Consider the following 18,536-nt stretch of genomic DNA (forward strand, 5'->3'; position numbering starts at 1 on the left):
CAAGATAAAGCGTTATCATTTAGGTGGAGTACTAATTCGTTCTAAAAATTTAGGAGGTACGATGGATAAATCAAGAATGATAATTGAGCATTACTTTAACATGTGGTTAACCAAAAATCGGGTGGATATCGATGATATTTTCACTTCTACTGCCCATTACGTTGAATGCTACGGGGCAGAGTACTACGGAATTAACGAGCTTAAACAGTGGATGAATCATAAATTCAAGCATCAAACTGTCACCCAATGGCTTATCAAAAATATTTATCATGATGATAACATTTATACCGTTGAATGGACATTTGCCTGCGTCGATCGTGACAAATCTTTTAAATTCGACGGCATTTCATTAATCACATTTAAAAACGGAAAAATTGCAGAAATTAAGGAATTCGAAAGCAAATACAAACATTATCGACCATATAAATGAAACGGAGGTTTTTTCATGAGTTTTACGGTTAATTTATATTACACAGGTGAGAACGGGGCCGCCAGAGCATTTGCAAATGAAATGATTAATCAAGGAATCGTTAAAAAGATTCAAGCAGAACCAGGAAACTTAAAGTATGATTACTTTATTCCATTAGAGGATCCTGAAACTATTTTATTAATCGACAGCTGGACTAATCAAGCCGCCCTCGACAAACATCACGCTTCTAAAATGATGGTTCAAATTGCTAGTTTGAGGGAAAAATACGACTTACACATGCGAGTTGAAAGATACACTGACGATCACTCCTCAACTGATGACCAATTTTTACGACGCTAATTGTTACGATGTCTGACTCTACTATTTCATTTAAATATTCAATAACAAATAAAAGCCATTTTGCTCGTAATCCCAACTATTAGCGGGACTAATCAGCAAAATGGCTTCAGTTAGATTAAATTAAATTTTGGAAATCCAGATTTAAGTTTAGATTCGAAACTAGCATGGACATTACGAATTAAAATAACGTGTTCTAATTTGTAAGTTAACGATCATTCAACTTCCATTTTGGTAATGGCTTCTTCTATGCCATCTCTCACGGCTCTGAATGCTCTTAACTTATCTTCCTCTGTGCCTTGAATTAAAGCCGGATCGATAAATCCCCAGTGTTCCCTTTTTACATGGTTAGGAGTTACTGGACAGCGATCCCTTGCATCCCCACATAGTGTAACCACCAGATCACACGTGTTCAAATAATCCAAATCAATTAATTTTGACTTATTTTTAGAAATATCGATTCCCTTTTCGGCCATAACTTTGACCGCGTACTGATTCAATCCATGTGCTTCAACGCCTGCGCTAGCAATTTTCCAGTCGGGAAAATATTTTTGAGCCAATCCTTCTGCTATCTGACTTCTACATGAGTTTCCGGTACACAAAAAGTATACTTGCATTATTACATCCTCCAGTATCGTTTCGATCAACGTTCCTTTTTATTATAAAACCTAAATCCTAACAACTAACATTTTACAAATACAATTATCTTTCATAATTAGTTCTTAAGATGAATTGTATTCTTAAATTTCCTCTAACATTTTTTCTTTGTTAATTGCAATGAATCTTTTCCGCTTAACTTTAAAATAATCTTCTTCTTGCATTTTATGCAATTCATGACTTAAAGATGCTCTTGAAACGTGGAGAAATTGGAAAATACAATTCGTTTGGAATTTTTTCTTGATTAACTTCTAAGTTATCTTTACTAAGAATCCAGTATGCAATTCGCTCGCGGATTGTTTTATAACTTAAACACGTAATCAAACGTTGGTTTTCTAAGCCACGTTGAATCAGGTGATCAATATAGAGTTTTGATAATTGGAGGTTTTCATTGATAGCGGTGGAAAAGATTTCGATTGGGATCCAGCAAATTGTCACATCAGACAACGAAACTAGATTATAGGTGCAAAGAGTACTACCTGCCAAATATAAATATTCGAGAACCACACCCTTCTCCATAAAAATAGTGCTACAAATTGCTTCACCATTTTTAGAATAATTAACAGCCTTCAAGCAACCTCTGTCAACGATTCCGATATTATTAATTTTATCCCTGCCCATTTTAATTGTTGTATTTTTGGGATATTTAATAGTTTTTTGATGCGCTGATACAGGCGGATACTTGAATAAGTTCTCTACAAAATCTTCATTTCTCATTTGCTACCCCCACTATCAATCATCCATTATCACTCTTGAATCTTATTTTAATGAATCATCCAAGAAATCACAAACATCGTCAAAATCGCGTTCCCCACTAAAACGTTGAATCTCTTTTCCATTTTTCGATTGCTCTTCTTTCGGCTATTATTAAAAAAGGAGGTTTCCTTGATCTAATACCTCAAAAGTTAATTTATTACTTTAGCTTCTGGAGTATAAGTCATAATGTGTAAGGACTCGTGCCCGTTTTCGTTAGTCTTTTTTAAAAACGGCAAGACCGCCGGCTGAATTATTCCAGTCTGGTGCTTGAGCGGTAACGATTAACTTGTCATTTGTAAAGGCAGTTAATCCTAATTGACTCATCTCGCGTCCATAACCAGAACCTTTAACGCCACCAAATGGCAATTCTGGCAAACTTACCAAGAACGAGTTAACAAAAACCATACCAGTTTCAATTTGTTCCGCAATGTGCTTCCCATGTTGTACGTCCTCTGAAACGACAATTCCACCCAAACCTAATTCGGAATCATTAGCTAATTCAATTGCTTCTTCATCTGACGACACTTTAAAGACCTGAGCGACTGGTCCAAACATTTCATCGTAAAATTCAGGATTATCTTTATCAATATCCGTTAAAATGGTTGGTTGTAAAAATTGACCAGGTAAATCGATTGGCTCGTTACCGTAATAAATTTTAGCACCACCTGTTACAGCTTTATCAATTTGGCCTTGTAACTTTTCTTTTGCACGCTTTGAATTCATTGGGGCAATGGTAGTCTTAGGATCCATTGGATCACCGGGAACTAATTTTTCAAAGTTAGCCTTTAATTTCTTCAAGAATTCATCGTATAAATTATCAGCGACAATAAACCGTTTGGCAGACGTGCAGACCTGACCGGCGTTGTAGATACGGACCCGCCATGCTAGATCAACGGCCGTATCAATATCAGCATCTGATAAAACAATGAACGCGTCAGAACCACCTAATTCCATTGAATTCTTCTTTAAGTTCTTGCCAGCAATTTCGGCCACTGACTGACCGCCACGTTTAGAACCAGTTAGGGCCACACCTTGGACACGTGAATCAGCAATAATGCTGGCAACCTGGTCATAGCTGACAAATAGGTTTGTTAATGAACCATCAGGAGCACCAGCATCACGTACAATTTTTTCAAAAGCTGCTGCAGAACCAGGTGTATTGGAAGCATGCTTCAATAACATTGGATTTCCAACCATAAAATTAGGAGCAAAGACTCGCATAATTTGATAGTATGGAAAGTTCCAAGGCTCAACCAGCATTAGAACACCCGTTGATTGATGGAAAATCTCAGCGTCGCCGGTATTACGGCTACTAATTGGTGTTGGCTTCAGCATTTCCGAACCATGATCAGCGTAATAATCAGCAATGCTTGCCGATAATTCAACTTCGTCTTTAGATTCTGCATACAATTTCCCCATGTCCGTAGTTGCAATTCGAGCTAATTCATCTTCGTTTTCACGTAGTAAATCAGCAATTTTGTGCAATGTGGCTGCGCGACTGTTAACTGATTCGGCACGCCATTTATTATAAAGAGCGTTTCCAGTGGAGATTGCAGTCTCAACTTCTTCAGTAGTTGCATCTGGATAAGTCTTTACCAACTTGTTTGTATATGGATTAATAGTTTGATAGGCCATGTTTAATTTCCCCCTAAAATTGGTTTGAAACACTTATTAAGCGCTTACTGAATATAATAGACCTATCGCGTCATAAAAAAAGACCGTACTTTTTTGTAAGTAATGCACAAAAAAGTAAGAATTAGGTTGTGGCATGCTTCTGGTGATTATATTTTTTAATTTTTTTGCTGAAGTGAGTCATATTCTCAAAAGTTAATTTTATATTTTAACTTCTGAGTATAAATTAATATATGAACGGTATGTATCGTTATTAATTTATATTGCATTGTTTGGATTCTAAAACTTTGCTTTTTTGAATGCCCTTTTAACTAAAAAATCAGTTTGTATCGATTTTATGAAAAATAAAAATCCTGTTATATCAGTGCTTTCAGCACTAATCATAACAGGCTTTTGCTACTATATGGAGTCGGCGGGAGTCGAACCCGCGTCCAAGCATGTCGCCACTATAACGTCTACATTCATATTCATACTACTTAAAATTCGCGGATTAAGACGCCGTATGTCGGAGCTTCATTAAAGCGCTAGTCTGTGAATCCTCTTCTCAAATATCCAGGCCAATATTTGAGCGCAAGTCCACTTCATTTAGGACCCGTAACTAGCCCATGGACGAGACTAGGCGGATCTACGTTAAGCTACTATTAAGCAGCTAAAGCGTAAGAATTGTTATTATTTTTTGCAGTTATAACAAACTGAGCGTTTTTACGTAGCCGCAACCTACGAAATGCAGTCATAGTTCGACCCATACCTGTCGAATCCATAACGACCCCAAAATAAATCCTACAATATTTAGTATACCATAGGACGCTCAATTAACGGCGATTTTTACGATTTTCAATTGGAATTGGCTGATAAGCAAGTTGATTTTGGCCCTGTAAATTATTTAAAAGCCTATCAACTAACTCAGAGTTTTGGAGATTCTTTAAAAGATAGCTTAATAATGCATTTTTCGTTTTTTTCATGTGAATTTCCTCCCCTATTTATGCAATATCATAATACATGATAGAGAAAAGTCAAACCATTTTGCCTATTGCTTAACTATTCCTTAAATGTCACAATTTAAGTATCAAACAAGGGGGAAAATCATGAGTCAAATTGATGAACTACACCGAATTGAACTAGAAACTCTGAAGGTGATTATCGACATTTGCAATCGGCATCAAATTAAGTATATGCTCATTGGCGGAACATTACTGGGTGCCATCCGCCATAACGGATTTATCCCATGGGATGACGACGTCGATTTAGGCATGACGCGTGAAAACTATGATAAGTTTGCCAGAATTGCCCCACTAGAGTTTCAACGCTCACATTATTTCATGCAAACGGCGGATACCGATCCAAACTTTGCCTTTAGTTACATGAAAATTCTCGACACAAATACCTATATTGAAGAAAAAAACAATGTTAATGATGCCCGAAAAGGAATTTTTATCGATATTTTTCCATTTGACCTAGTTCCTAGACAACCTGAAATTCGGTCGGCCGTATACAATCGGTTCAAAATCAATGACACGGCAATTTTACTTCGTCTTGGTTATAACGTTATCAAAACTCCATTTCGAAGAGACGCTCGTGAAAAATCATTGGACCTCTTCTTGAGCGTCGCAAAGTTAAAAGAACGTCGTGAAAAAATCATGCGCTTATATGATAATGAACCTTTCCATCACTATAAAAACTACGCCTCCCAATATGCGTACGATAAAGAAGTTCTAAGCCAAGCTGAATTAACCGAGTTAACTACGCATCGTTTTGAAAATCTAGAAGTTTCCATCCCTAAACATTATGATCGAATCTTAACGCGGATGTACGGGGATTATATGCAACTTCCACCTGAGAAAGATCGAATCTCTAAGCACATTGACATCGTTATTATTAATGGAAAAGTAATCAACTAACTGTATTAATAATCTAAATGAGGATCATCAACTGAACAAGTAAAGGCCATGACATATTCCCGTCACGGCCTTTTTTACTGTTTAACTCTTATTTAATATTTTTACGACTTTTCTTAAAAAAAGCAATTCCTAAATCCAATACAATCAGCACCATAATTATTGCTATCGCATAATATATCCAAATTTCGGACTGAATTCTTTCGATCAGCGGTAGTTTTATTACATTAAAGGACTGTTCATTACTTTGGTCACGAATCGTGAACGTTTGAGTTGTATCATTTCTTAAAAACTTAAACCCAACTGGCGCTCCAACTGTCACAACTTGTCCAACCTTAGCATCAACATCTCTTGTTTCAACGAGCGTTATCTTCTTTTCCCCTTTAGTGGACTGATTAAAATAAATGGTGACCCGTTTGCTTTTAGGTTTAACTTTAATATCAATTAACTGATTCTTGCTTTCTGAAAAAATATATTTTTGTGGATTCTTCTTTAGCGTCTGATATCCGGCGAACGAGGCGTTTGAAATGTCGTATTCTTCGTTAATTGGCGAAGTTATTTTTTCCGTTCCAACCACTTGTCCATTCTCAGCGTTAACATATCGGATTAACGCATTTCGTAACCACGGTTTATCAGCCGGAAGATTCCCATTGTCAATTCGATTTGTCACGATGTCCTGCACCCGACCATCCTTAACTGAAATTCCAGAAGCATCAGTCTGGTTTAATTTAGAATTAGATTCCATTGGTCGGAAATGTTTTTGATAGAACGTATTAACACTAGTAATTAAATTAAAATCCTTCTGTCCACTATTTTGAAATGCAACGTCATTATCCAAAATAATTCGATCCACGTGCCAAAATTCCGCCATCCAGACATTCGACCAAAGCTTTTTAGAATTTCCTGGCATAATGTAGGGCGTCCCATTGTACGGATTATATAAATCCGTCGTAACCGGCATTCCAGGAAGATAGACGGTTTTTTCTCCATTCTTTCGAGCTTGCGCAGTTAGTTTTTCGTGCGTATAGAAAACGTTATACGATTTCTTCAAATTATTCATATGCGTCTGATAACTTGGAATCATTAAATATAGTAGACCTAAAGCCGATCCCATTAAAATTATTCGGGACAAAAGACTTTTTTCGGAATACATTTCGTAAGCTCCAAAAAAATTTACTAGTGCAATGATCAGCAACACGTTTACCGCAAACCACAAGCGCGGAAATAAGACCGGCGAAAAAATCATGGCTCCCACGCCCGCTAGTCCACCAAGCAAAAAGATCATCCCACTCAACATTGTTCTTTCTAGTTCAGAACGAGCAACCTCAGAAAAAATTCTCTTCCAAAATTTTCTCTGAACGATGATCAATCCAACCGCTAAAAAAAGTGTCATAATCAATAACGGTCCAGAATAAGTCCACGTACCTTCGACCACTTTTACAACATGAACAGCAAAACGATCGTGCACACCATAATTCTGAGTTTCGGCGGATTTTGAAGATAATTTCAACATGACAACGAACGCTATTGCATTCGATAAAACTCCGATTATTTTCCACCAAAGATCATTAAAATCACCACTTGAACGGTCGAAAAAGGTAAACATTCCAACAATAACGATTGCAGTAGCACCGCCAACTTCATTTGACATACCCACTAGGATGCCGAAAATTAACGCAATCCATGCTGCAATCGAATAATATACCTTTATGCGATAATTAAATCGATATGGAATAAAGAACGCCAGAATTATTGTCGTTGGCCAAAGATAGTTTGCAGCGCCACTGACCCATAATACTGTGCTTCCAAACCCTGATAAAAAGAACCACATTAGTAAGTACGTAATTAGCAATTTAATTGGTTGAAAAATAAATTTTTTACCGCTCGCTAATATATTAATTTCAAGCCCAAGAATTAAATACACGATTGCATTAATAATATTAAACAAGCTTTTGGGGATCTGCATCGCAGCAATTTCAAAAATAATAGACGTTAGCCGCGCGTTCCACTGCGTCATATGAATATAGATTGCTTGTACCCAATCCCACAAATTCTGATAAGTTCGTGCCCCATTCTTTGCCGGCCATTCTCCGGTATAGACAAAGTGATACAAGAAATCATCACCCGTTAGCCCCGCAAATTTGTTGATATTTAAAATATAAATAAACACGATGCCCAAAACTAACAAGCTAGCCAATGTAGTACTAGCAATTTTAAACACGTTTAAAGACTTTTTCTTCATCCAATTGATCCCCTTAAAACTTTTAAAAAGTTTTCTGACAAACTCTACTCTTTCCCATTTATCAAATACTAACAATTATATCAGAGTTGATTTTGTATAAAAGGCGGGTTTAAATAAAAAAATGGAAGCAAGTAACCCCCGCTTTCCATTTTGGTAAAATTATTCAGATGATTTTAACTTTTAAATTACTCGATTAATTGGTTTTCCAGCCATAAACGCTTGGATATTTTCACCGATCATGTTGACCAGTCGCTGTCTTGTTTCCAATCCGCGCCATCCGATGTGAGGTGTCACGATTACGTTATCTAAAGTAAATAACGGACTATCATCGGCTAACGGTTCCTTTTCTTGGACATCCAAGCCGGCACCTGCAATCTTTCTTTCTTGAAGTGCTTCAATTAATGCACTTTCATCCACCAAACCACCACGGGCAGTATTAATTAAATATGCAGTGGGTTTCATTAAAGATAACGTTTCGGCATTGATTAAGTGTTTTGTTTCTGGTGTCAGTGGTAAATTCAACGAGATAAAGTCACTATTTTTAAGTACATCCGTTTTGGTAGTAAAATGAATACCGTCAAAATCGGTTCGAGCCGTGCGGGTTGAAACCAGTATCTTCATCCCCAAAGCCTGCGCAACCTTAATAACCTCTTTCCCAATATGCCCAAATCCGAAGACTCCGAGAGTTTTACCATTAATTTCTTCATGACTAACCATGAGGTGTTTACTAAAATTATCATGGTTCCCGTCAGAAATCATCCGAATCTGTTGCTGTAATGAGCTTGCCAACCCCAGCATTAACATGATCGCTGTATCGGCCACCCGTTTGGTACTGTATTCCGGAATGTTGGTTAAAATGATTCCCTTTTCCTTCACCGCCTCGGCGTCAATGTTATTATATCCAGTTCCCGCTTCACAAATCATCTTCACACTTTCTGGAAACTTCCGGATAACAGCACCACTAACTTTCATTTCCTTTGTGACGACCACCGTTGCGTCGTTCACTCGTTCCAAAATTTGGTCTTCGTCAGTGCTTTCATAAATTTAGACGTCATCACCTAAATTTGAAAAATCAATTTTTTGGTCATAATTAATCAATCCTGCATTTAAAACAACAATTTTACTCATAATTCCACCTCCACATGTTTAAGCTTACCTTACCATATTAAGAACGGATTCATGTGAAAAGCGCCTATCCAATGCTGCCTTCCATCTGAAATTTAATCAGACGATCTAATTCAACGGCATACTCCATTGGTAACTGTTTCGTGAATGGCTCCAAAAATCCCATAATAATCAATTGCGAAGCCGTACTTTCATCTAAGCCACGACTTTTTAAATAGTACAACTGACCTTCTGAGATTTTGGAAACATGTGCTTCATGTTCGATGGTTCCATCACTAGTCTCAATATCGTTAATCGGAAAAGTATCGCTGGCGCTATTATTGTCCATTAAAATGGTGTCACATTCAATGTGCGATTTTGCTTTAACCGCTTCTTTTGTGTACTTGATCAAACCACGGTAATCGGCTCTCCCGCCGTTATGACAAATTGACTTTGAAACGATTGTACTGTGTGTTCTCGGTGCCATATGAATCATCTTAGCACCTGTATCCTGATGCATGTTCGCACCAGCCGCAGCAATTGATAGCATTGATCCGGTCGCACCTTCTCCAACCAAATAAATGCTAGGATATTTCATTGTAACTTTCGATCCTAAATTCCCATCTACCCATTCCATTGTTGCATTTTTAGCGGCCTGAGCGCGCTTCGTTTCTAGACTATACACATTAGTTGACCAATTTTGAATTGTTGTGTAACGACAATAACCATCTTTTTTAACAAAGACCTCAACAACCGCCGCGTGCAAACTATCCTCCGAATAATTCGGTGCTGTACATCCCTCAACGTAATTAACACTAGCCCCTTCTTCCACAATAATCAAAGTTCGTTCAAACTGCCCCGTTCGACCGGCGTTAATTCTAAAGTAGCTTTGAATTGGAACATCAGCATGCACATTTTTAGGAACATACAAAAATGTTCCACCTGACCAAACGGCGGTATTCAGTGCGGCAAATTTGTTGTCCTCCATCGTTACTAGCGTACCAAAATATTCTTTTACCAACTCTGGGTGCTTCTTTAAGGCCGAATCAGTGTCCATGAAAATAATTCCTTGATCCTCTAAATCACGTTTCAAATTACTATACACCGCTTCGGATTCATATTGCGCCGCGGAGCCCGCCAAATATTGTCGTTCGGCCTCTGGAACACCAATCCTTTCAAAAGTAGTTTTAATTTCGTCAGGTACCTCTTCCCAAGTTCGGGCAATCCGATCCGTGGCCCTTTGAAAGTATTTAATCTGGCTTAAATCAATTCCCGATAAATCTGGGCCGTAGTCGGGCATCTCTTTTTCTAGATAAACTTGGTAGGCTTTTAATCGTAATTTAAGCATCCACTCCGGTTCATCTTTTGACTTTGATATTTGGATAATGGTTGCCACATCAATCCCAACGCCAGTCGAAAAAACGGGCGTAATATCGTCAACCCCTCCACGTTCATCACTTAAACTATCCTTCGTTTGATTATTCATTGATTTCCTCCAGAATTTGGATTAAAGCGTGCCATGGCAGCATTCCGCAGCGCACTCGAGTTGGAAATTGATTTAGGCTTTTGAAGGCGACTAAATCTCCCAAACTATTTTCGTCAAACGGTTTATTTAAAATCATATTTTGAAAATTTTCGACTTGCTTTTGGATATTTTCAATTTTAGTCCCGTGAATTGAATCAATCATCATGCTAGCCGACGCCTTGCTAATAATACAACCTTCACCAACGAAGCTAATTTTTTTAATTTGCCGTTCTTCAACCAATGCGAAAACTTGAAAACTGTCGCCACATTCCACATTGCGGAGTTCAACCTGGTGGGTATAGCTTTCCAGCACTCCAAACCCATTTGGGTGGTTGGCATGCTCAAGAATTATCTTCTGGTACAGCTGTTGTACATTATTCATTTCAAAATATCCTCCACCTTCCTAACTGCATCAATCAAACATTTAATTTCACTTAATGTGGTTTCAAACGTAACGCTTGCTCTAACCACGCTGCTGACTCCCAGTTGATTCATCAATGGCTCCGCACACAAATGTCCTGCGCGAACGGCAACACCTTCACTATTTAAAATGGTTGCTACATCATGCGCATGATAGTCACCAACGTTGAAGCTCACAACGCCAAAATGTTGATTGTCAACTTGCGGTCCATAGATTTTAACTGACTTAATTGCCCTTAATCCTGATAAAAGTCGATCCATTAAAACTTGTTCACGTTGCTCAATCGTTTGATACCCAACATCTTGGATATAATCAATCGCGGTACCCAATCCCAAAACGCCCGCAATATTAGGGGTTCCTGCCTCAAACTTTATCGGGGCATTTTGAAAACTCGTATGTTTTAAATCAACTTGATCAACCATCTCTCCACCATACTGAATCGGTGGCATTCCTTTTAGCAGTTGTTCTTTACCAAACAAAACTCCCACTCCTGTGGGTCCGAACATCTTATGAGCTGAGAACGCTAAAAAGTCGGCACCCAAACTTTGCACATTAATCGGAACATGGGCGACGGATTGCGCAGCATCAACAACTAAAATACCATTTTGACGGTGAATCAGATCGGCTACTTCTTTAACTGGGACTAAATTTCCCAATACGTTCGACATCATGGATAATGCGACTATTTTAGTTTTAGAACTTATTAAGTGCTCTAATTCATTTAAATCAAGCTGCCCATCGGGTGTCGTTCCAACCACTTTTAACGTTGCACCCGTTTTCTTGGCAATTTGTTGCCACGGAACAAAATTAGAGTGATGTTCAAAAATACTCACAATAATTTGATCTTGATCAGTTAAATTAGTTGTCCCATAACTATTCGCAACCAAATTAAGTCCGTCAGTTGTTCCGCTAGTAAAAATCACTTCAGTACTTTTGGAAGCGCCGATCCACTGGGCCACCTGTTCACGAACATGTTCATAATCTCTGGTTACTTCCCCAGCTAAATCGTACATTCCACGATGAACGCTGACTTTTCGGCATCCATAATAGTTATTAATGGTTTCGATCACACTTTTGGGAACAGGGGTTGTTGCGGCGTTGTCTAAATATGCAATTTTTTTATATTTTGTCACCGATTTTCCTCCCAAAATTTAATTCATCTTTTTTAATATCGGATTCATAAAATTATCAATTAGAATCTGCTTAGCAACCACCGTCGACAACCCTCGACTGAGTAAGTAATATAACTCATCTTCGTCGTACTGACTAACACTTGCGGCATGCCCTGCTTTAACATCATTTTCGTCAATAATCAGGGCGGGATTAACGCTCCCTTTTGCTTCCTCAATTGTCATTATTCTACTTTCTTGGTCAGCATTTGCACCGTGAGCACCGTGATTAATTTTCCCAATACTCGTAAAGTTTACTTTTGAATTTTTGTACAAAACGCTTCGCATATTGATCCGGCTGAACGTATCCGGTGCATCATGTTCAATCATTCCTTGAACCCCAACCCAATCGTTCGGTTGTCCGTAGCAACCAAAGTTGATTTCACCACCGCTTCCGGTTTTTGCCAGATAAATTCGCAGATCACCTAGTAAATCTCCATGAACTTCAGGAAATAAATTCAAATTGCAGTGCGCATCCCGTTGGCATTGAATATCGCCAATCAAAGTCTGCTTCACCAAGTTAGGGCTGTCTTCTACCAACGTATAATCCAATCCGCTTCCCGTTGCAAGAGCGCCATTGACGCATAAACTTAAATTCGAAAATTTTCCATTAAAGTGAATTTTATTTTTAAAATTTAAGTGACTGTTTTCTCCCAGATGAATTAGAATTGTCAGAGCAATCGGTTTTGTTGCGCACAGATCAATATTAATTTCTAATTGTTCATCAATCTCGGTATTATCAGGAATTAAAATTTCTAGTCCCATCAGTTCTGTTCGAAAATGGTTTTGTGTCCATCCGTTCGTCTTGAACGGTTTACCCTTATCTCCCATCTCGCCTTCAAGCTCACGAACATATCCGCCTGCTGCATTAATTTTATCAACCATTTGCTCGTTGATTTTCCAGGACCAAGATTGGTTACTTTGTGAAAATTGCCAGACAAATTTTTCACTGTCATAATTAAAACCCAGATAACTTGGAAACTGAACTTGACTGTTATTCCATTTTTTTACCATTTTTATCCTTCCGCCATTTAATTTAGATTTCCATAACCTGTTTTTTCCAATTGCTTGGCCAATTCGGCTCCGCCCGTTTTAATAATTTTTCCGTCCATCATGACATGAACGACATCGGGAATCACATAATTAAGTAGTCGTTGATAATGGGTGACCATTAAGCAACTAAAATTACGACCACGCATCGCATTGATTCCCTTCGCCACAATTTTTAATGCATCAATATCAAGGCCCGAATCGATTTCATCCAAAATTGCCAATTTGGGTTTCAACATCATCATTTGTAAAATTTCATTACGTTTCTTCTCCCCGCCTGAAAAATCAGCATTGAGTCCTCGATCGGCATAATCTTCTGCAATTTCTAAAAAAGACATTTTCTCTTCTAACTCTTTTAAAAACGGCAAAACCGGGACTGATTTACCATCGTTTTGAGCATTTAAGGCAGCGTGGATAAAATCAGCATTTGAAATCCCGGCAACCTCAGTTGGATATTGCATTGCTAAAAATATACCAGCTCGGGCGCGCTCATCAACCATTAATTCCGTAATGTCCATATCATTTAAAATAATTTGTCCATCACAAATTTGATATCGCGGATTCCCCATAATCGTTTCTGACAAGGTGGATTTTCCAGTTCCATTCGGTCCCATCAGCGCGTGGATTTCTCCATCATTGATCTCCAAATCGACGCCATTTAAAATAAGGTCGCCAGCAACAGCAACCCTTAAGTTTTTTATTACTAATTTTGCCATATCTCTTCCCCTTAACGAATCAACTTATCCCAAATAACTACCTTGTTATTTTCTAACGATTTAGGCACGTCAATAATTCGCTGATTTGCGCTCCCCCGAAACTGTAGCGTTAAATCCTTCTGTTCTTCGAGGAATCTTCCATCAACTAAAATATCTAAATAACTTAATAACTGTAATTTATCGTACGACTCTTGCATTAATTCGTCCCATGTATATCCTGTCCACGACCAAAGATCCTTTTCATGACCAAACTCTGCTCGAATTCTACGAACTAATTTTAGACATACTTTGGTATTGAGAAACGGTTCTCCACCAAGCAGCGTCAATCCTTGAACATAACTATTCGACATATCCTTGATTATTTGATCTTCTAGTTCAGCCGAATAAGGTTTACCGTAATGAAAGTTTTGTGCTACCTTGTTGTAACATCCGGGGCAGTTAAATAGACACCCTGAAACATACAAACTGCATCGAATCCCCTCACCGTCGACCATATTAAATGGTTTGTAATCTGCAATATAATCTAAACTTCGATCGCGAGCTAACCATTCCCGTGGTTCAGGATTGCGTGGTTTCCTAACCCTATTCATTTAGATCACCCAATTTCATATTTTTAACCCTAGAAGAGATTTCCTTGTGTCGTCCATGAACCATTGGACGGATCATCGGATTACCCAAATATCCACAAGTTCTTTTAACTACATCACATGTTTTGGAATCTCGATTTCCACATTGCGGACATTCAAATCCGCGGAAGGTTGGCTTGAAATCTCCGTCAAATCCACATTCGTAACAATGGTCAATTGAGGCATTTGTTCCTAAATAGCCAACATGGTCATAAGCCCACGTCCAAACTGCTTCAAGCGCCGCTGGATTTTGTTTTAAATTAGGGTATTCACAATAATGAATAAATCCCCCCGCCGCATATTTAGGATATTCTTCTTCAAAGGTTAACTTTTCAAAAGGCGTTGGATTTTTCCGCACGTCATAATGAAAACTATTTGTGTAATATTCTTTATCAGTAATATCCTTGATTGAACCAAATTTAGCCAGATCATCTTCGCAGAAAGTATCCGTTAGCGACTCGGCCGGCGTTGAATATACGCTAAAATGATAGCCAGATTCTTTCTCCCACTCCAAACATTGGTCATGCAAATATTTAACAATTGAAACCGTGAATGCGTGTGCGTCTGCATTCTGTTCCCAATTTGGTCCAAAAAATGCCGTGCCAACTTCATATAGTCCAATGTATCCAAGTGAAATGGTGGCTCGTCGATTGTTAAACAATTGATCAACGTTGTCTCCATCTTTTAGGCGTTCACCAAACGCACCATTTTTATACAGAATTGGCGCGTTTTGAGGATCCGTTTCCTTACAGCGCTCAATTCGAAAAAGCAAGGCTTTCTTAACCAAAGCCGTCCGGTCTTGCATAATTTCCCAAAAAGTTTTTAAATCTCCTTTGGATTCAATGGCAATACGTGGCAGATTTAACGTAACCACGCCCAAGTTCATGCGCCCACTGTTAACTTCTTCACCATTTTGATTTTTCCATCCTTGTAAAAAGCTACGGCATCCCATCGGCGCCTTAAAACTACCCGTCAGTTCGATAATTTTGTCATACATCAACACATCCGGATACATTCTCTTTGTCGCACATTCCACGGCTAATTGTTTGATATCATAGTTAGGATCATCTACATTTAGATTAAGTCCACGTTTAATTGTGAAAACTAACTTAGGGAAAATTGCGGTTCGATGCTGTTTTCCCAATCCCTTTATTCGTACTTTCAAAATTGCCTTTTGAATTTCACGCTCAATCCAAGTGGTCCCTAATCCAAATCCCACGGTCGTAAATGGTGTCTGTCCGTTAGATGAAAACAAAGTATTCACTTCGTATTCCAACGCCTGCATCGCATCATAGATATCTTTTTTGGTTTTTTCTTTGGCAAATTGTTCTCGTTGATCTGGAGAAACCCACTTTTGGGCCTCATCTAAATGCTTTTTATAATTTAATTCGGCAAATGGTGCCAACACTTCATCTGTTCGATCGGAAGAGCAACCACCGTATTGACTAGAAGCAACATTTGCAATAATTTGCGACATTTGTGCTGTAGCAGTTTGAATTGAACGAGGAGGCTCCACTTCCGCATTTCCAATTTGAAATCCATTGGAAAGCATCCCTTTGAAATCAATCAAACAACAGTTTGTCATTGAAGTTAATGGCGAATAATCCAAATCATGAAAATGGATATCACCACGTAAATGTCCCTTCGCAACCGTCTCAGGCATCATCGTTAATCCAATCGATTTACCAACCATTCCGGCTGTCAAATCACGTCTCGTGCTAAAAATATTACTATCTTTATTAGCATTTTCGTGAACAACAGTATCATTTCCACTAAAAAGTTGATTTAACTTTCGTTGTGGATCAATTGCGTTTTCCCACCTTTTAACATCATCCATTTGATACTTTTGATATTTTGCTAATGCTTCAAATTCACCAAGATCATTTAAAACATCTTCAAAAATTGTTCTAATCTGCTGCACAGTTATTTCGAGGTTCGATTCGTTAATGCTATTCAGAATCCTATTTTTAACTTCCGTTCGCTTATTTTCTGAAGAAATTATATTATCGACCACTAGTTTAATTTTATAAGGATAAAATTTGGTCGTTTCACCATCTGCCTTAATCACTTTTTTGACACTAAAAGTGGCTAAATCTAATTTTTTTAAAAAACCTTTTTCGATCATCAATCTTCATCCTTTCCATAGTAAAGCTCGCTATTAAAAATTAATATTAACCATTGGATAAATTTAATGGTATGTATTGACTGTTTAATCCGATCATGGCAAAAAAATTCATATATGTGACTTCTATATCTTTTAGGATACTCCCCTTTTTTTAAAAAAATAAGAGTTGAAAACACAATATATATGTGCTTTTAAAATAAAATTAATATATGTTGTATACATCGAGTAAGTAAAGTCAATAACTATTTAACTAAAAATTGAAAATCACCTATTTTATTTCTTACTTATTAAAAGTGATTGTTAATTCTTACCATAACTTTTAGTAAGCGTGTTTATAGTAAAAACCAATAATGCCATAATAAAAAGCAACGAATCGACGATCACTCGACAACTCGTTGCTTATTAAAGAATTAAAGTACTATTTTAATCAAAATAATTGGTCACTATCCTTCGTCGTTAAAATTCCCATCATAATTAACCAAATAAGCGAAGAAATAATCCCTAAAATTGGTACACTAAGGACTGCAATTCCGATAAAAATAACCATTATTGGATACATCCAGCTATGCATAACCCGGTAAGGAGCCATCCGGCGAACTAGATCAGCGACATGATTGGCATCTTTGGTCGCATGTTCATCAATAATCGCCTTGCTAAGCCATTGGTATGCAAATCCCCAAAGTAAAAATACAACTAAATAAAAATATTCAGGAGCTCGACTATTTAAATAACGCCCCGCCCACGCAGTTGAAACTGGTAACAGCGACATCGTAAAAATCCAAAAGTTATTGACCCAATATATTTTTTGGTAATTCTCTTCGCAATTGAAAACATATAATGATGATTGTACCAAGCAACTGCGATAAAAATAAAACTAACAATATAGGCAAAAAGATACGGCACCTCCGCAATAATTCCGGACCAGCGATCCGTCTCAGGAGTCTTGAATTCTAAAATCATAATTGTCATAATGATTGCAACTACGGCATCCGTAAACGCCTCTACACGACTTTTATTCATTGACATTATCCCCTTATCTTTAATAAACAAATTTTATCATAAAGAAAAAAAGTCCTGGCAATTTTGGTTTACTTCCTCGCCGATGAGCAATAAATCTAGTGGCAAACAAGTAATAATCCATTGTCAAAACTTTTAGATTGATTATTTTAATTTAGGATAATTTTTTCAATTTGATCGTATGTTTGAGCGATATAGGTTGGCTGATAATCTTCTGAATTAATCGAATGATTTGGGTTAAACCAAATACTACTTAGTGCTGCTCGTTTAGCTCCCAGAACATCAGCCTGAATCCGGTCACCAATCATTACGGTATTTTTCCCGTCCATATCCAAATATTTATGCTGAATTGGAGTAAAGAAACGTTTGTCAGGTTTGGTATAGCCAATGTCTTCCGAAATGAAAAAGTCCTCAAAATATTGATCAAGATTCGAGCCCTTCAGTCGACTGATTTGGGTTTGCTTAATCCCATTTGTTCCCACCATCAAATGTACTCCAGCATTTTTTAAATTAGCCAGCAGTCGTTCTGCACCACCAATCTTATAAAAATTTTGGTCAAGTCCCGTGCGATATTCTCTTTCAGCTAAAGTTCCATCAATATTCATTCCTAGCAAATTAAAAGTATCCGTAAAACGTTTGTGTAACAGTTCTTCTCGAGGCTGGCCCTGTTCAATTTTGTTCCAAACCACTTTATTGACCTTTAAATAAGTCTTAATTCCCTGATCAATATCATGAACTCCATATTTACGTAGTATTTTTGTGAGTCCTTCACGTTCTCCTTTTTTAAAATCCAGTAATGTATCATCTAAATCAAAAATCGCATATTTAATCATCA

At 37.6% G+C, this 18,536-nt stretch carries 19 protein-coding genes and 1 other RNA gene; 3 read left to right on the plus strand and 17 right to left on the minus strand.

The window, feature by feature from the left end; genetic code table 11:
- Positions 1 to 61 precede the first annotated feature (61 nt).
- The gene (locus IV81_RS01720; RefSeq protein ID WP_057801673.1) at positions 62 to 430 is read left to right on the plus strand and encodes a nuclear transport factor 2 family protein; all 369 of its coding nucleotides are present in this window, start codon (positions 62 to 64) and stop codon (positions 428 to 430) included.
- Between the two features lie 15 nt (positions 431 to 445).
- Positions 446 to 769: a putative quinol monooxygenase gene (locus IV81_RS01725; RefSeq protein ID WP_057801675.1), complete on the plus strand. Its 324-nt coding sequence runs from the start codon at positions 446 to 448 to the stop codon at positions 767 to 769.
- 212 nt (positions 770 to 981) lie between these two features.
- On the opposite strand, the gene arsC is transcribed toward IV81_RS01725, so the two are convergent.
- From arsC to IV81_RS09375, 5 genes are all read right to left on the minus strand, one after another.
- Positions 982 to 1,386, minus strand: coding sequence for an arsenate reductase (thioredoxin) (gene arsC, locus IV81_RS01730; protein ID WP_057801844.1), 405 nt, complete (start codon positions 1,384 to 1,386; stop codon positions 982 to 984).
- A gap of 211 nt (positions 1,387 to 1,597) precedes the next feature.
- Positions 1,598 to 2,140: a Crp/Fnr family transcriptional regulator gene (locus IV81_RS01735; RefSeq protein ID WP_057801676.1), complete on the minus strand. Its 543-nt coding sequence runs from the start codon at positions 2,138 to 2,140 to the stop codon at positions 1,598 to 1,600.
- 252 nt (positions 2,141 to 2,392) lie between these two features.
- On the minus strand, positions 2,393 to 3,814 hold the full coding sequence (locus tag IV81_RS01740; RefSeq protein ID WP_057801678.1) for an NAD-dependent succinate-semialdehyde dehydrogenase: 1,422 nt from the start codon (positions 3,812 to 3,814) through the stop codon (positions 2,393 to 2,395).
- A 398-nt stretch (positions 3,815 to 4,212) separates the two neighbouring features.
- Positions 4,213 to 4,581, minus strand: a transfer-messenger RNA (tmRNA) gene (gene ssrA / locus IV81_RS09195).
- A 42-nt stretch (positions 4,582 to 4,623) separates the two neighbouring features.
- Positions 4,624 to 4,773 carry a hypothetical protein gene (locus IV81_RS09375; RefSeq protein WP_164488200.1) on the minus strand — a complete coding sequence of 50 codons (150 nt, stop codon included), beginning with the start codon at positions 4,771 to 4,773 and terminating at the stop codon, positions 4,624 to 4,626.
- Positions 4,774 to 4,896: 123 nt separating this feature from the next.
- Here IV81_RS09375 and IV81_RS01745 point away from each other — a divergent pair, with 123 nt between their 5' ends.
- The gene (locus IV81_RS01745; RefSeq protein ID WP_057801680.1) at positions 4,897 to 5,709 is read left to right on the plus strand and encodes a LicD family protein; all 813 of its coding nucleotides are present in this window, start codon (positions 4,897 to 4,899) and stop codon (positions 5,707 to 5,709) included.
- An 88-nt stretch (positions 5,710 to 5,797) separates the two neighbouring features.
- Here IV81_RS01745 and IV81_RS01750 read toward each other — a convergent pair whose 3' ends face one another.
- The 12 genes from IV81_RS01750 to IV81_RS01800 all read right to left on the minus strand — a co-directional run bounded on the left by IV81_RS01750 (position 5,798) and on the right by IV81_RS01800 (position 18,534).
- Positions 5,798 to 7,948, minus strand: a complete 2,151-nt coding sequence (locus tag IV81_RS01750) for a DUF3329 domain-containing protein (protein ID WP_057801681.1) — start codon at positions 7,946 to 7,948, stop codon at positions 5,798 to 5,800.
- 180 nt (positions 7,949 to 8,128) lie between these two features.
- Complete coding sequence (locus tag IV81_RS01755; RefSeq protein ID WP_269083929.1) at positions 8,129 to 8,992, minus strand: 2-hydroxyacid dehydrogenase; 864 nt, start codon at positions 8,990 to 8,992, stop codon at positions 8,129 to 8,131.
- Positions 8,993 to 9,140: 148 nt separating this feature from the next.
- Complete coding sequence (gene sufB / locus IV81_RS01760) at positions 9,141 to 10,538, minus strand: Fe-S cluster assembly protein SufB (RefSeq protein ID WP_057801683.1); 1,398 nt, start codon at positions 10,536 to 10,538, stop codon at positions 9,141 to 9,143.
- Complete coding sequence (gene sufU / locus IV81_RS01765; protein ID WP_057801685.1) at positions 10,531 to 10,959, minus strand: Fe-S cluster assembly sulfur transfer protein SufU; 429 nt, start codon at positions 10,957 to 10,959, stop codon at positions 10,531 to 10,533. Before sufU ends, sufB begins: the two co-directional genes overlap by 8 nt.
- Positions 10,956 to 12,131 (minus strand): aminotransferase class V-fold PLP-dependent enzyme, encoded by a 1,176-nt coding sequence (locus IV81_RS01770; RefSeq protein WP_057801686.1) that lies wholly within the window; start codon positions 12,129 to 12,131, stop codon positions 10,956 to 10,958. The genes sufU and IV81_RS01770 overlap by 4 nt, the downstream gene beginning before the upstream one ends.
- 18 nt (positions 12,132 to 12,149) lie before the next feature.
- A complete protein-coding gene (locus IV81_RS01775; RefSeq protein WP_057801688.1) occupies positions 12,150 to 13,181 on the minus strand; it encodes a SufD family Fe-S cluster assembly protein in 1,032 nt (343 codons plus the stop codon).
- 17 nt (positions 13,182 to 13,198) lie between these two features.
- The gene (sufC, locus tag IV81_RS01780) at positions 13,199 to 13,933 is read right to left on the minus strand and encodes a Fe-S cluster assembly ATPase SufC (RefSeq protein ID WP_057801690.1); all 735 of its coding nucleotides are present in this window, start codon (positions 13,931 to 13,933) and stop codon (positions 13,199 to 13,201) included.
- An 11-nt stretch (positions 13,934 to 13,944) separates the two neighbouring features.
- A complete protein-coding gene (gene nrdG / locus IV81_RS01785; protein ID WP_057801692.1) occupies positions 13,945 to 14,523 on the minus strand; it encodes an anaerobic ribonucleoside-triphosphate reductase activating protein in 579 nt (192 codons plus the stop codon).
- Positions 14,516 to 16,684, minus strand: coding sequence for an anaerobic ribonucleoside-triphosphate reductase (nrdD, locus tag IV81_RS01790; RefSeq protein ID WP_057801693.1), 2,169 nt, complete (start codon positions 16,682 to 16,684; stop codon positions 14,516 to 14,518). Before nrdD ends, nrdG begins: the two co-directional genes overlap by 8 nt.
- Before the next feature lie 427 nt (positions 16,685 to 17,111).
- Complete coding sequence (locus IV81_RS09475) at positions 17,112 to 17,453, minus strand: hypothetical protein (RefSeq protein ID WP_236696809.1); 342 nt, start codon at positions 17,451 to 17,453, stop codon at positions 17,112 to 17,114.
- Positions 17,408 to 17,704: a TMEM175 family protein gene (locus IV81_RS09480; protein ID WP_236696810.1), complete on the minus strand. Its 297-nt coding sequence runs from the start codon at positions 17,702 to 17,704 to the stop codon at positions 17,408 to 17,410. The genes IV81_RS09475 and IV81_RS09480 overlap by 46 nt, the downstream gene beginning before the upstream one ends.
- A gap of 146 nt (positions 17,705 to 17,850) precedes the next feature.
- Positions 17,851 to 18,534, minus strand: coding sequence for a YjjG family noncanonical pyrimidine nucleotidase (locus IV81_RS01800; RefSeq protein WP_057801695.1), 684 nt, complete (start codon positions 18,532 to 18,534; stop codon positions 17,851 to 17,853).
- Positions 18,535 to 18,536 lie beyond the last annotated feature (2 nt).

Origin of the sequence: Pediococcus stilesii (assembly GCF_001437075.1) — a bacterium.
GTDB lineage: Bacteria > Bacillota > Bacilli > Lactobacillales > Lactobacillaceae > Pediococcus > Pediococcus stilesii.